The organism is Acidimicrobiales bacterium, from assembly GCA_035546775.1.
Classification (GTDB): domain Bacteria; phylum Actinomycetota; class Acidimicrobiia; order Acidimicrobiales; family JACCXE01; genus JACCXE01.
On the sequence record DASZWD010000029.1, the window covers coordinates 22,134 to 35,649 of the forward strand.

A 13,516-nucleotide genomic window follows, 5' to 3' on the forward strand; every position below is an offset into this window, starting at 1 on the left:
CGCTACCTTGGCCGGTCCCAACGTCGAAGTGGCGGAATAGGCAGACGCGCTAGCTTGAGGGGCTAGTGCCCGCAAGGGCGTGGGGGTTCAAGTCCCCCCTTCGACACTCACTGAAAGCGTCCCCGCGGGGACGCTTTCTCGCGTTTGGTGCCGAGATATGGCGGCCATATCGCGTCTACGTCAGAGAATGGCCGCCAGTTCGTGGCATGAATGTTGGACTCCCCTTCAATACTCCGGTTCCGCGGAACCGCTGTGGTCGCGTTTCAACGAGATGCATATCGAACTGGCTGTATTCCGCAACGCGGTGACGATGATGGAGAGCTGCCATCCCTGGGATGGCGACTTATGGCCGCGCCGACAGCACGGCGTGGCTCGTGATGTCGAAGCCGATGCCGCGGTAGGTGCCTTTCGCATGCTGCGCGTCGTCAATCGACATGCCGAGCGCGGGCACCCAGCACGACGTCTGGTCTTGTTGTCCTTGTGCGGCGCCGGTGAAGGTGGTCGACAGCTGTATCACCCAGCAGTCGTAGGTGGTACCCGCCGCCGTTTCCTGCCGAGTACCGGTGACGTGGCCGTTGAAACGGCCATCGACGCTCCCGGTCGTCCACGAGCCTGACCAGCTGGCGCCGGCGTGGAGCGGCCACGGAACCAGCAGTTCGGGCGGCGCCAGCGTCCCGCCGTACGAGACCCCGCTCGAAGAGACCTGTGTTGCCACCAGGCTGACCCCGTCGGCTGCGTAGCGCCGACGGTCGTCCTGCGACCCGTTGCTCGACGCCGTCTTGACGCGCATGAACGGCGCCTGGTCGTCGCCGCCGTCGCGGCTCACGTTCGTCGTGGCCGCTTCGCTGTAGGGCTGCGTTGAGCCGGCCGCGCCGATCTTGCGGGTGCCCTCGACGTGGAACTGCCACGAGCCCGTCGCCGGTACCGCGACGCGCGCCGGCGACGGTAGCGGCGACGCGGCAGTCGTCGCGGGGGACACCGGCTGGACCGCGGTGGTGGTGGACGGCGTGGTGGTCGACGAGGTGCTCGCGATCGTGGTGTTGACCGCCTCGGCTGCCTGTACGCGGGTGACTGCCGCTGGGCGCGCTGCGACGTTGTCGATGCGCGTGATCACCGAACGCGTGCCCGAAGTCGCAGCGAGCGCGACCAGCGTGACCGCCAGTGCGGCGACGCCGGCACCTGCGAACCCCCACTGGCGCGCGTGCGCGCCCCCGCGCGCGGTCCGCATTCCCGGCCAGAACGCGGCGCGTCCGAGCAGCATCGTGGCGGCCGGCACGAGCAGCGATCGCACGACGAAGGTGTCGATGAGCACGCCCACCGTCACGGCGAAGCCGATCTGGCGCAGTTCCGGTAGAGGCGCAAACGCGAGCGCCGCGAACGTGCCCGCGAGGATGAGGCCGGCGGACGTGATGACGCCGCCCGTCGCCGTGAGTCCCCGCGTGACGGCGTCGTGGATCTCGGCGCCGGCAACCGCCTCCTCGCGGATGCGGCTCATGATGAAGATGTTGTAGTCGGCACCGAGCGCCACGAGGATCACGAACAAGAACGGCGGCAGCCAGAAGGACAGGCCGGGCTCGTGACCGAGGCCAACGAAGACCGCGGTCGTCAGTCCCATCGTCGCGGCGTAGGACAACACGACGCTGGCGAGAAGGTAGAACGGCGCGACGAGCGACTGGAGTAATAGCGCGAGCACCACGAAGATTCCGCCGATCAACACCGATGTCATCACTTTGAAGTCGCGGTTGCCGATCGTCTGCATGTCGGCGAAGAACGCCGCTGGTCCGCCGACCGAAAGACGCGCCCCCGACAACGCGGTGCCCGCGAGGCGACGGTTGACCTCCTGGTCGAGGTTACGGATGACGGGAAGGGCGTGGCGATCGTAGGGATTGCCCCGCAGTTCGACGAGAAGACGGGTCGAGTGCCCGTCGACCCCCTGGAAGAAACTCAACGGTCCCGACAGGAGTTGCGGGTACTGGCGCACGAGCGGCCCGGTGAAGCGCAGGCCCTCGGGCGACGCGAGTGCGGCGAAGAGGGGAGTGAGGTCGACCTTGTCGGGATCCATCCCCAGCGCGGTCATCGTCGCGCGGTCACCTCCCGCGGCGCCGGCGAAGCGCTCGAATGTCGCCGGCGTCAGCGGCGCCCCACCCGGCTGCGTGAGCGAGCGGACCTGGCCGACGCCGGGGACATCGCGCAGCTTGTCGGTGAGCCGGTCGACGGCGGCGAGTCGTGCGGCGTCGGTGATCGGTCCGTTGGCATCGATCACGACATAGACGGGCGCCAGCGTGCCCGGCGTGAAGTGACTACTCAGCGCGTCGAACCCCCGGCGCGCGTCGGCCGCGGCGGGCAGTTCGTGGACGAGGTCGAAGGACTCTCTAAACCAACCCAATCCCGCCGCGGGCAGCTCGAGTGCGATCACCGCGGCCAACAAGATGTGGGTCGGATAGGCGCGGATGATCGCCGCCAGACGGTCCCAGCGCGTCGCCGATCGATTCTCGACTGTCGCCTCGGAACGCGCCGGCCAGAAGGCGAAGCGTCCGGTGAGGCGCAGCAACGCCGGAGTGAGCGTCAGACCCGCGAGCAAGGTGACGAAGATGGCGACGCCGATGGCGGGGCCCATCGTCTTGTTGAGGCCGAACCGCGCGGACAGCTGCGACATGAAGCCGACGATCACCGTCGCTGCCGAGGCTGTGATCACCGCGCCGATGATCGTCATCGTGCGGCGCAACGTGACCGGCCGCGCATCGCCGGCCGCCAGCTCCTCGCGGTAGCGCGACACGATGAACAAGCAGTAGTCGGTGCCCGCACCGAACACCATCACGATGATGAGCGTCCCCGCCAGGCTCGCAACCTTGAAGCCGTGCGCGGCCATCACGCCGATCACGCCCTGCGCGACGACGAAGGCGAGCCCGATGGTCAGCAACGGTATGAGCGGCGCGACCGCGGAGCGGTATACGAGGACGAGCAGGAACAACACGAGCAGCACGGTGATGATCGCGGTTTGGTCGAATGACGACAGCAAGCCGTTCGCCTGGTCGGCCGCGAGGCCACCGACGCCACTGACGTGGTGCTGCAAGCCCGCTGGCGCCACGGCATCGATGTGGTCGCGCAGGTCGCCTACGACCTTGTTGATTCTCGGAGAGAACGGCGCGGCCGTAAACCCGGTGATGACGAGCTCGGCGTGGCCGTCGGCGGAACGCAACTGGGACGCCAACGCCGGGTCGGTCTCGGCCGACTCGACGCGGGTGATCGCCGAGCTCAATGCCGGCGAACGCAGATACGTCACGACGTCGGCGATCGCCGCGTGGTCGGCTTCGGTGAGCTTGCCGTTGCGGGTGAAAACGAGAAGCGCCGAGTTCAGCGTTGGGTCGCTCGGATACAGCCGGTCAAGCTCGTGTTGCGCGCGCTGCGACGGGGCACTCGCCGGCAGGAGCGACGTGAGGTCCTGGACTCCGACCTTCGCGAGCGATGGCGCAGTGGCGGTCACCACAACGGCGACGGCCATCCAGGCCAGGACGACCCACACCGCGTGTCTCTCGACGAACCGCGCCAGCCTGCCGAACATCACGCCGACACGCCGTGCAGCACAAAGGCGGTGACTTCGGTCGCCAGCGGGGCGGCATCGAGCGGCGTGCCGGCCATGAGCTGGTGCAACCCGACGACCGTCGCAGCGCCGAAGATCGCCATGCTCGTCGCCGCCGGGTCGTCGACGGCGCGCAGCGAGCCGTCCTCGGCGCCTTCACGCAAGAGTCGTTCGACGGGCGCGTAGTACGCGCTGACGAGCGCGTCGGCGAGCTCAGGCATGCGTGTCGCGCGACCGAGGTCGCTGATGAGCGCCAGCGCGACCGAAGGCGCTTCGGCGAGCACGTCGAGTTGCGCCCGCACGACCGCACCGAGGCGAACGGCGGCCGAACCTTCGGACTCCGCCGCGATGTCCACCGCCCCCGCCACCAGCGCGAGGTAGTCCCGGAGCAGGAAAACGAGGATCTCTTCCTTGCCCGAGAAGTAGTAGTACAGCGTCGCTTTGGGGATCCCGGTCGCCTCGGCGAGGTCCTCGATCTTCGTGTCGGCCAGGCCGCGGGTGGCGATCAAATTGGCTGCCAACGGCAACTTTGCGGCAATCGAACTCGGTACGGGTCGCATAGGGCACCTCCGCCGCCATGCTTACCGGAGTTTGTACTCGGAGTTCAAGCTATGAGTTCAGTCTCGCGTTCTGGAGCTTGCGACTGTGCCTGGCCGCCGGAGCACCGAGCGCTTCGAGATGGGGCCTTCATCGGTGGTCGCCCGTGGGTTCGGTGGGGCGGTCGCCAACGCGCTCGAGCTTGGTCCAGCCGGTCCAGCCGCGTTCTTCCAAGAGACTCAGCAGCCTGCGGGCGCTCGGCACCGCGTTCGTGAACACCTCGTCGAGCAACGCGACGAGTTCGTCGTCGAGCGTGAAGTTGGCCGTTTGTTCGTCGCTCCAACGATCCTCGTCGGCTTCGAACATCGCGACGAGGCGGTCGGCCATTTCGTGGAGCCGGGGGTCGTCTGGTCCCCAGTCGACTGCGGCGACGAGGTCGAGGTACATCGCGGTGACGGCCGGGTCTTCGATCTGCGCGCGCTTCAGCGCCATCAACGCCGGCATCTGGTCGGGAATCTGCGCGGCAACGAGGATCCACGCGTCGCGTTCCATGGCGATCGCCCGCTCGGGCACCTCCAGTGCGCGCAGCCGGTCGAGGTAGTCGACGGCTTCGGGTGGAAGGGCGAGACGGTCGCCGGCGGCGAGTTGGGCGACCAGTTCGCGGTGTCGCTGTTTCTCTCGGATTTCAGCGCGCAGGCGACGGTCGATCTCGGTGACCGCAGTCGCGAACTCCTCGTCGTCGGCGTGCAAGAGGTCTTGGACGCGTGACAACGGCACCCCGGCGTCGGCCAGGGTTCGGATGCGGATCAGTTCGACGACGGCGGCCGCGTCGTAACGCCGGTAACCCGAGTGATCCCGCTCAGGCTCCGCGAGCAGCCCCTTGGCGTGATAGTGCCGCACGGCCCGCACCGTCACTCCCGCGTAGGCCGCGAGCTGGCTGATCGTCAGCATGCGAGCTTCCGGCGGTAGCTGCGTACCGCCAGCGTCCAGGCGACCACGAGGAGTCCACTACACCAGGCGAGCGCGACCCAAACGGCGTTGCCGAGCGGTTCCGTGGCGTACAGGTGGCGCAGCGTGTCGACGATCGACGTGACCGGTTGGTGTTCGGCGAACCACCGCACGGGCCCCGACATGCCCGCCGTCGGCACGAACGCGGAGCTCACAAAGGGCAGGAACAGCAGCGGATAGGCGAAGGCTCCGGCGCCGTCGGGCGACTTGGCAGTCAGACCGGCGATGACGGCCAGCCACGTGACTGCCAGGGTGAAGAGCACGACGATCCCGAGTGCGCCGAGCCAGGCCAGCGGGCTCGCATCGGAGCGAAAGCCGATCACGACCGCGACAACGACGACGACGACCAGCGAGATCAGGTTGGCGACCAGCGACGTGAGCACGTGAGCGCACAGCACCGCGGAGCGCGCGATGGGCATTGACTGGAAGCGCTGGACGATGCCGCTGGTGATGTCGGTGTACAAGCGCAGCGACGTGTAGGCGACGCCGGAGGCGACCGTGATCAGCAGGATGCCGGGCAGCAGGTAGTCGACGTACTTCGCGCCGCCCGTGTCGACCGAGCCGCCGAAGACGTACACGAACATCAACAGCATCGCGATCGGTGTGAGCGCCGTGGTGATGATCGTGTCGGGGCTGCGGGCGATGTGCCGCAGTGAGCGCCCCAACAACGCGCCGGTGTCACGAAGAAAGTGCGGACTCATGTCGTCACCTCGCTTCCGACGAGCGCCAGGAAGATGTCCTCGAGACTCGGTTGCTTCTCCACGTACTCGACCTGGGCCGGCGGCATAAGCGCCTTGAGCTCGGCCAGCGTGCCGTTCACGAGCAGCGTTCCGTTGTGGAGGATCGCGATGCGGTCGGCGAGTTGCTCGGCCTCTTCGAGGTACTGCGTCGTGAGGAGCACGGTCGTGCCGCGCGCAGCCAGAGCGCGCACCGACTCCCACACCTCGTGGCGGGCTTGGGGGTCGAGGCCTGTCGTGGGTTCGTCGAGGAACACCACCGGCGGGCTGCCGATGAGGCTCATGGCGATGTCGAGCCGGCGCCGCATCCCGCCCGAGTACGTCGCCACCCGCCGCTCGCCCGCGTCGGTGAGCGAGAAGCGCGCCAGCATCTCCTCCGCGATGCCGCCGGGGTTGTCGAGGTGACGCAGCTTGGCGATCAACACCAGGTTCTCCCGGCCGGTGAGGATGTCGTCCACCGCTGCGAACTGCCCGGTGAGGCTGATCGCTTCCCGGACCTCGCCCGCTTCGGTGCGCACGTCGGAACCGTGCACGGTGGCAGCGCCGTCGTCGGGCCGCAGCAGGGTCGCCAGGATGTTGACCAGGGTCGTCTTACCGGAACCGTTGGGGCCGAGCAGGGCGAAGATCGTCCCCGCGGCCACGTCGAAATTCACGCCGCGGAGCACGGACAGATCGCCGTACGACTTCGTAATCCCCGTGACCCGAATTGCTGGATCGTCGCTCATGTGTGCAGCTTGCCGGGTTGACCCCGCGTCAGGGTCAAGGGGTAATCGCGAATCCCGACCAGCAGCCACGTTTCGTGCCGAGATCTGGCGGCCAAATCGCGTCTACGTCATGAAATGGCGGCCAGACGGTGGCGCGACACCGCGCTCGATCTCACTCGAGGCTTCGGTAGCGGCGCACCGCGATGCCGGACCAGATCAGTTCGACCACGCCGAACGGCCAGGCCCCTGACAGGAAGCCGTACACGCTCGACAAGACGCAGCCCAGCGCAAACGCCAACACGAAGCGCCGGCCGCGTGACTCGAGTGCGTACATCGTCATCATGAAGGTGACGGCACAAACGCCGTAGATCGTTACTGCCATGGTGCGACGGCGTTAGCGCCACAGGATCGGTCCGGGCACAAGGGGCCGAGCCGGCTTGCGGAGTCGACCATGCAGGGACGCTACGCCGCTGTCACCGGTCGTTCACGAGATGCGTGGCGGCCGCCGCGAAGTAGCTCAACATCTCCTGCTCGTCCTCGGCCGGCAAGTGGGCGGCGGCGACGGCGGCGGCCATGTGGCGGAACCAGGCGTCGCGCTCGGGCAAGCCGATCACGAAGGGCGCGTGGCGCATGCGCAGTCGTGGATGGCCTCGAGTCGCGCTGTAGTCGCCCGGCCCGCCCCAGTACTGGACGAGGAAATCGCGCAGGTGTTCGCGCGCCTCGGTGAGGTCGTCGGGGTAGAGCGGGCGCAGTGTCGGGTCCTCGGCGACCGCTGCGTAGAAGTGCTTCGTCAGGGCGTCGAAGAACGGCTTACCGCCGACGCGTTCGAACATCGTGGCGGTCATGCGCGCTCACAGATTCTCGGCGGCGGCGGCGATCACGGCTGGGACGACGGTGTCCCACTCGGCCTCGGGCGCGCGCGTCACCGTCACGAAGTCGGCCACGCCGAACACGCCGACGACGCCCGGGATGGTCAAGAGCGCCTGACCGAACGCGCTGCCCTCGAGATCGGCGGGCACGGGAACGTCGAGGGTGAACTTCATCGCGTTGGGATTCGGTGTGGGCGACGGTGTGGCGGAGGCCATGGGCGAGGTCTACCTGACGGTCGCGGCTGACGCCACATGGCAGCGCCCGCGGTGCGGGCGTCGGCCACCTCCCAGCTCACGATCACGACCGCAGTTTGACCCGACGAACGGCGTCGGGCACTAGAACGTCGCGGTGCGCGACCGGCAACTCGGTACCAAGCTGGTTTCGGTCGTCGGCGGCGGTCCGGCGGGGCTCATGGCCGCCGAGGTGGTTGCGACGGCCGGCGCACGGGTCGTGTTGCACGAGCAGAAGGCCGCTGTGGGTCGAAAGTTCCTGCTGGCGGGCCGCGGTGGTCTGAACCTCACGCATACCGAGAACCTCGACGCCTTCCTCGACCGCTACGGTGCCGCCCGGCCCCGGCTGGCCGCCGCCATCCACGCGTTTGGTCCCAGCGAGTTGCGCGCCTGGGCCGCGGGCCTGGGCGAGGAGCCCTTTGTCGGAACCAGTGGTCGCGTCTTCCCCGCCGGCTTCCGGGCGACGCCGCTGCTGCGCAAGTGGCTGGCGCGGCTACGTGACCTCGGCGTCGAGATACGCGTACGTGATCGGTGGACGGGGTTCGACGATCCGTCGGCATCCGACGCCACCATCCTGGCGCTCGGCGGCGGCAGCTGGCCGGCGACGGGATCGGACGGAGCGTGGGTCGGCGCGCTACAACGCGCGGGCATCGCGGTGACACCGCTCCAGCCGGCGAACTGCGGCTTCCGCGTCGCTTGGAGCGCCGTGTTCCGCGACCGCTTCGCCGGCGCTCCGGTGAAGAACGTGGCCCTGACCGCCGGCGCGGCCGTGGCGCGGGGCGACGCCATGATCACGCGCGACGGCATCGAGGGCGGCCCGGTCTACGCGCTCTCGGCGTCACTGCGCGACGCGCTTGGCGGCGGCGGCACCGCCACGTTGTACGTCGACCTGATGCCCGACGTCACCGGCGACGCCCTGACGGGTCGGCTGGCGCGCCGGCGCGCCGGTGACTCGGCCGCGAGTTGGTTGCGCCGCGGCGGGTTCTCGCCGGTGGCGATCGGGCTGCTACGGGAAGCGTCGTCGAACCAACTGTCCGACGACGCATCGCTGGTGACCCAGCTCGCCAAGCGCCTGCCGGTACCAGTGATCGCGCCGCAGTCGCTCGGGCGCGCCGTCTCGACGGCGGGTGGGGTCGCGTTCGGCGAAGTCGACGACGCGTTCATGCTGCGACGCCGTCCCGGCACGTTCGTGGCCGGGGAGATGCTCGACTGGGAGGCGCCCACGGGTGGTTACCTGCTGCAAGCGACGTTCAGCACCGCGGTGGCTGCGGCGCGCGGCGCGCTCGCGTGGCTCGCGTAGCCTGCATCGGTGAGCAAGCCACTGACGTTGATGGCGGTGTGCCCCCATCCCGACGACGAGTGCACGTCGGCAGGCGGCGCGCTAGCGCTGTACCACGACCGCGGAGTACGCACGGTGGTGGTCACGTGTACCAACGGCGAGCTCGGTGACGGGCCCGGAGGGATCAAGCCGGGGGCGCCGGGCCACGACGATCAGGCCGTTGCCGCCACGCGGCTACAGGAGCTGGCCGAGGCGTGCCGCATCCTCAATGTCGACCACAGCGAGCGGCTTGGGTATCGCGACTCGGGCATGTCGGACTGGGACTTCAAGGGCCACGCCGACGCGTTCTGCAACGTGCCCGTCGACGACGCCGTGGCGCGCCTCGTCGCCCTCATGGAGCGCTACGAGCCCGACGTCGTGATCTGCGACGACGACCAGGGCGGCTACGACCACCCCGACCACCTTCGCTCACACCTCGTGACGATGAAGGCCGTCGCCCGCAGTGGCATCCCCAAGAAGGTGTACATGCCGACCTTCGGTCGCCGCACGTTCGAGACGCTCTACAACGCGTTGAGCGACCTGGGCATCGAGATGCCGTTTCCCGAGCTCGACGACGCCGCGCTGGCGCAGATGGACAAGGCCGAGGCGCGCATCACGACGACGCTCGACGCCCGCGCATACGCGGAGCAGGTGCGCCGGGCGCTGGAAGCCCACGCCAGCCAAATCGCCGAGTCCTGGTTCGCCCACATCCCCACCGAGGCATTCGCTGCCTCGTTCGGCCAGCAGTGTTTCATTCGCGCGCACGACACCACCGGCGTGCCCGTGCCCGAGACTGATCTGTTCGCCGGAATCGCCTAGCCGTCGCTGCGGCTGCGGCTGTGGGCGCGGAAGAAGCGCCAGGCCGGAGCCGTGGTCTCGGGCCCGTACGGGTCGACGTAGCTGCCTTCGGGGTTACCGCCGGAGTAGTTGTGGCTCATCCCGTGGATGACCCAGCTCTCGACAACAACGTCTTTCGGTTGCGTCCCGTAGCCGAACTCCGTGACGGTGTACGGGTAGGTCTTCCAGTCGAGCCATCCGGCGGGACACGGGTTGTTGGCGGAGTTGGTGACGTGGCAGCCGTTGCTCGAGACGTCGGGATGCGGTCCCGGCTCGAGCGTCGCCACCGACAGGTTGTGGTTGGTCGGTCCCTTGACGAGCCTCACCGAACGATTGGGCAGGCCGTCGTCGGCGAGGTCGTTCATCTCGACCGTGCCGGGAATCTGGGTGCCGGTCAGCGCCGGGTTCACGGTGTAGTCGAGGGTGCCGGCGAACATGATCGTGGGCACCACGCGGGCGTAGGCGCCCATGCGCTGGTAGCCGAGGGCGCCGCTGGCGTCGACGCAGAGGTAGTCGCAGCCGGCCCAGGAGGCGACGGCGCTGTAGACGTCGGGGTACGTCGCGGCGACGACCGTCGACATGATCGCTCCCGCCGACACGCCGCCGATGTACACGCTGCCGCGATCGACGCCGTACGACGCGATGACGCGCTGAGTGATCTCTTCGATGGCGCGGCTCTCGCCCGAACCGCGCGTCTCGTAGGCGGCGCGGCCCCACGACCAGCCGCGCAGATCGCTACTGCCGTCGGTGGCGTCGCCGCTCTCGGCTGAGGTCGCTTCTTCGGGATACACGACGATGAAGCGTTCCTGATCGGCCAAGTCGTTCCAGGTCGCACCGTTGGCCGCGTCGATCGCCGTCTGCGTCGTGCCGTGCAGGTAGACGACGAGCGAGCGGTGGCCCGTCGCCGGCAACGACGGTGGCACGTATACGTAGTAATTGCGCCGCGGCCACGTGCCGGCCGCGTCGGAGCCGGCCGGCAACGTCAGGCGGGCGGAGAACGTGCCGCGCCATCGCGTCGACGGCGTGACCGCGGCGGCGCGTCCCGTCACGCCCACGAGTGTCGCCAACGCCATCAGCAGCGCGAGCGCGACAGCACTCGCGACCCGACGAATCCCCATCCCCATACACCCAGCTTGCCAGCTGGGCGGGGGCCACTCGGCAACCGCCTAACGTTTTGCGGGTGCTCGCTGGTCAACACGACATCGACAACGCCGTGCGCGCCCTCGGCGAACGCATCCCGCCGCCGCTGGCGCCCCTTGCCCTCGCCGCCTACAACTACCGCTGGTCGTGGACGCCCGATGCCGACGAGGTGTTCGCGGTTATCGACCCCGATCGATGGGAGCGCGTCGGGCGCAATCCGATCGCCCAGTTGCTGAGCGCCAATCTGGCCCGGTTGCACGCGGTGGCCGCCGACGACGAGTTCGTGACGCGTGTGCACACGCTCGCCGACTCGATTTCCGCTGACCTCGCGCGTCCGGCGGCGGAGGGGTGGGAGGTGGCGTCGCCCGTCGCCTTTCTCTGTGCCGAGTTCGGCGTGCACGCCTCGCTGCCGATCTACTCGGGCGGGCTCGGCGTCCTGGCAGGCGACATCGTGAAAGAGGCATCCGACTTGGCGTTGCCGATGGTCGGCGTCGGGCTGCTCTACCGCACGGGCTACTTCCACCAGCGCATCGACGCCAGCGGCATGCAGCACGAGTATTGGATCGAGGCCGACCCCACGCAGCTGCCGTGCGCTCCCGTGACCGACCCGTCGACGGGCGAACGGATCACGGTGACGGTCCCGATCGGCGACGAAGACGTGACGGTGCAGATCTGGCGCACCGACGTCGGTCGTGTTCCGTTGTATCTGCTCGACACCGACCGCCCCGACAACTCGATCTCGGGACGCTGGATCACGTCGCGGCTGTACGAAGGCAATCCCGAGATCCGCCTGGCGCAATACGCGGTGCTGGGTGCCGGAGGTTCGCGCGCCCTGCGCGCCATGGGCATCGAACCGCGGCTGTTCCATCTCAACGAGGGCCACCCCGTGCTCGCCGCGCTCGACCGCGACCGCGATCGTCTCGTGTTCACGACGCACACGCCGGTGCCGGCGGGCAACGAGACGTATCGCCCCGACCAGATCATGGCGGTACTCGGGCGCCTGGCCGACGAGACGATCGGGCGCGACCGGCTGCTCATGCTCGGCCGCGTCGAGCCGGAGAACCCGGGCGAGTCGGTGGGCATGACCGTGCTGGCGTTGCGTTCTACGCGCTCGGCCAACGCGGTCAGTCGCCGCCACGGTGAAGTCGCTCGCGGGATGTGGCAACCGCTGTTTCCCGAGCGGGCGCTCGAGGAGGTGCCGATCACGCACGTCACCAACGGGGTGCACGTGCCGACGTGGCTGGCGCCACCGATGCGCGCCCTGCTCGACCGCTACCTGGGCGACGGGTGGTTGGTCCGCGCCGACGACCCGGACACGTGGGCGGCGGTCGACGACATTTCCGACGCAGAGTTGTGGGAAGTGCGCCGGCGCATGCGCAGCGATCTCGTCGCCGCCACGCGGGTGCGCGCCGCCGAGGATTTCTTGCGCCGCGGCGAGGAGCGCGGTTACGTGAGCGCGGTGGCGAGCGGCCTCGATCCCGACAGGCTCACCATCGGGTTCGCCCGCCGCCTGGCCACCTACAAGCGGCTGTACCTCCTGTCCTTGCGCGCCGACCGGGCGCGGGCGCTCGTGAACAGCGAGTACCCGGCGCAGTTCCTCATCGCCGGCAAGGCCCACCCGCTCGACGACGCCGCCAAGGGCCTGCTGCGCGACGTGTTCCAGCTCAAGCGCGATCCCGCCGTTGCCGGGCGTATGACTTACCTCGAGGACTACGACCTCACGTTCGCCGCCGAGCTGGTCAGCGGCTGTGACATCTGGGTGAACGTGCCCCGACCCCCCGAAGAAGCGAGTGGTACGAGCGGCATGAAGGCGGCGCTCAACGGGGCGCTGCAGGTGTCGGTGCTCGACGGCTGGTGGGCCGAGGGCTACGACGGGGAGAACGGCTGGGCGATCGACGGCAATGTCGACTGGGATCACGGGGCGCAGGACCAGCGGCACGCCGACGCTCTGTTCGACCTCCTCGAGCACCACGTGGCGCCGCTGTTCCACGACCGCGGCGACGACGGCATCCCGCACGCGTGGCTGACCAAGGTCAAGCGGAGCCTGCGCACGAACGGCCCGCAGTTCTCGGCCACCCGCATGGTGCGCGAGTACGCCGCGCGCATCTACGCGCGATGATCTGAGCCATGACGTGGTCGATCGACGACGGAGTGGATGCGAACGCCGTGTCGGTATGGAGCGTCCTCGAACTCGCCGCCGAAGACGAGGAAGTCGCGCTACTGCCGGCGTGGTACCAGCCGGCGCCGACCCGTCGCCGCCTGCTCACCGGATGGCAGCGTCACCTCGCCCTCTTCACGATCGTGGCGTTCATCGCCATTGACGCCTTCGGCCTATGCAGCACGTACGGCCACATCGTCTTCGCCTGAACCGTCAGCCTCCGGAAAGCGGCGGGCGCGCCGTCAACAGGCGGGCCACTGCGTGACGGCGCGGACGTCGACGACGATTCCGGCCTTGGTCTGCAGGATGGTGCGGCTGCCGGGCAGCGACGTGGTCCATCCGGCTGCCGGCGGGAGGTCGACGCGGTTCGGCGGCTCGGCGACGACGAAGTCGTAGT

Annotated in this window: 13 protein-coding genes and 1 tRNA gene; 5 read left to right on the forward strand and 9 right to left on the reverse strand. The window is 68.8% G+C overall.

Annotated elements, in window-relative coordinates; all coding sequences use genetic code 11:
• Window positions 1–22: 22 nt before the first annotated feature.
• Window positions 23–106: transfer RNA gene (locus VHC63_05750), tRNA-Leu, on the forward strand.
• A gap of 237 nt (window positions 107–343) precedes the next feature.
• Here the strand turns inward: VHC63_05750 and VHC63_05755 are convergent.
• The 8 genes from VHC63_05755 to VHC63_05790 all read right to left on the reverse strand — a co-directional run bounded on the left by VHC63_05755 (window position 344) and on the right by VHC63_05790 (window position 7,651).
• Window positions 344–3,523 (reverse strand): MMPL family transporter, encoded by a 3,180-nt coding sequence (locus tag VHC63_05755; GenBank protein HVV36089.1) that lies wholly within the window; start codon window positions 3,521–3,523, stop codon window positions 344–346.
• A gap of 38 nt (window positions 3,524–3,561) precedes the next feature.
• The gene (locus VHC63_05760; protein HVV36090.1) at window positions 3,562–4,101 is read right to left on the reverse strand and encodes a TetR/AcrR family transcriptional regulator; all 540 of its coding nucleotides are present in this window, start codon (window positions 4,099–4,101) and stop codon (window positions 3,562–3,564) included.
• Window positions 4,102–4,267: 166 nt separating this feature from the next.
• Window positions 4,268–5,068, reverse strand: coding sequence for a MerR family transcriptional regulator (locus tag VHC63_05765; GenBank protein HVV36091.1), 801 nt, complete (start codon window positions 5,066–5,068; stop codon window positions 4,268–4,270).
• On the reverse strand, window positions 5,062–5,826 hold the full coding sequence (locus VHC63_05770; protein ID HVV36092.1) for an ABC transporter permease: 765 nt from the start codon (window positions 5,824–5,826) through the stop codon (window positions 5,062–5,064). Before VHC63_05770 ends, VHC63_05765 begins: the two co-directional genes overlap by 7 nt.
• Window positions 5,823–6,587 carry an ATP-binding cassette domain-containing protein gene (locus VHC63_05775; protein HVV36093.1) on the reverse strand — a complete coding sequence of 255 codons (765 nt, stop codon included), beginning with the start codon at window positions 6,585–6,587 and terminating at the stop codon, window positions 5,823–5,825. Before VHC63_05775 ends, VHC63_05770 begins: the two co-directional genes overlap by 4 nt.
• Before the next feature lie 151 nt (window positions 6,588–6,738).
• Window positions 6,739–6,948: a hypothetical protein gene (locus tag VHC63_05780; protein HVV36094.1), complete on the reverse strand. Its 210-nt coding sequence runs from the start codon at window positions 6,946–6,948 to the stop codon at window positions 6,739–6,741.
• Between the two features lie 91 nt (window positions 6,949–7,039).
• A complete protein-coding gene (locus VHC63_05785) occupies window positions 7,040–7,411 on the reverse strand; it encodes a globin (protein ID HVV36095.1) in 372 nt (123 codons plus the stop codon).
• 6 nt (window positions 7,412–7,417) lie between these two features.
• Window positions 7,418–7,651 (reverse strand): NifU N-terminal domain-containing protein, encoded by a 234-nt coding sequence (locus VHC63_05790; GenBank protein ID HVV36096.1) that lies wholly within the window; start codon window positions 7,649–7,651, stop codon window positions 7,418–7,420.
• Window positions 7,652–7,784: 133 nt separating this feature from the next.
• On the opposite strand from VHC63_05790, the gene VHC63_05795 reads away from it, so the two are divergent.
• Together VHC63_05795 and VHC63_05800 are read left to right on the forward strand one after the other, a co-directional pair.
• Window positions 7,785–8,966, forward strand: a complete 1,182-nt coding sequence (locus tag VHC63_05795; protein HVV36097.1) for a TIGR03862 family flavoprotein — start codon at window positions 7,785–7,787, stop codon at window positions 8,964–8,966.
• Window positions 8,967–8,975: 9 nt separating this feature from the next.
• The gene (locus tag VHC63_05800; protein HVV36098.1) at window positions 8,976–9,803 is read left to right on the forward strand and encodes a PIG-L family deacetylase; all 828 of its coding nucleotides are present in this window, start codon (window positions 8,976–8,978) and stop codon (window positions 9,801–9,803) included.
• On the opposite strand, the gene VHC63_05805 is transcribed toward VHC63_05800, so the two are convergent.
• Window positions 9,800–10,939 (reverse strand): PHB depolymerase family esterase, encoded by a 1,140-nt coding sequence (locus VHC63_05805; protein ID HVV36099.1) that lies wholly within the window; start codon window positions 10,937–10,939, stop codon window positions 9,800–9,802. The genes VHC63_05800 and VHC63_05805 overlap by 4 nt on opposite strands.
• Before the next feature lie 62 nt (window positions 10,940–11,001).
• Between VHC63_05805 and glgP the strand changes: the two genes are divergently transcribed.
• Both glgP and VHC63_05815 read left to right on the forward strand, forming a co-directional pair.
• Window positions 11,002–13,080, forward strand: a complete 2,079-nt coding sequence (glgP, locus tag VHC63_05810) for an alpha-glucan family phosphorylase (protein ID HVV36100.1) — start codon at window positions 11,002–11,004, stop codon at window positions 13,078–13,080.
• A gap of 8 nt (window positions 13,081–13,088) precedes the next feature.
• Window positions 13,089–13,328, forward strand: a complete 240-nt coding sequence (locus VHC63_05815; GenBank protein ID HVV36101.1) for a hypothetical protein — start codon at window positions 13,089–13,091, stop codon at window positions 13,326–13,328.
• Window positions 13,329–13,516: the final 188 nt, after the last annotated feature.

Bases quoted from the DNA above. Each gene is read 5' to 3' on its own strand.
- VHC63_05805 (HVV36099.1), bottom strand. From the start codon at position 10,939: ATGGGGATTCGTCGGGTCGCGAGTGCTGTCGCGCTCGCGCTGCTGATG.
- VHC63_05780 (HVV36094.1), bottom strand. From the start codon at position 6,948: ATGGCAGTAACGATCTACGGCGTTTGTGCCGTCACCTTCATGATGACG.
- VHC63_05765 (HVV36091.1), bottom strand. From the start codon at position 5,068: ATGCTGACGATCAGCCAGCTCGCGGCCTACGCGGGAGTGACGGTGCGG.
- VHC63_05785 (HVV36095.1), bottom strand. From the start codon at position 7,411: ATGACCGCCACGATGTTCGAACGCGTCGGCGGTAAGCCGTTCTTCGAC.
- VHC63_05790 (HVV36096.1), bottom strand. From the start codon at position 7,651: ATGGCCTCCGCCACACCGTCGCCCACACCGAATCCCAACGCGATGAAG.
- VHC63_05770 (HVV36092.1), bottom strand. From the start codon at position 5,826: ATGAGTCCGCACTTTCTTCGTGACACCGGCGCGTTGTTGGGGCGCTCA.
- VHC63_05815 (HVV36101.1), top strand. From the start codon at position 13,089: ATGACGTGGTCGATCGACGACGGAGTGGATGCGAACGCCGTGTCGGTA.
- VHC63_05775 (HVV36093.1), bottom strand. From the start codon at position 6,587: ATGAGCGACGATCCAGCAATTCGGGTCACGGGGATTACGAAGTCGTAC.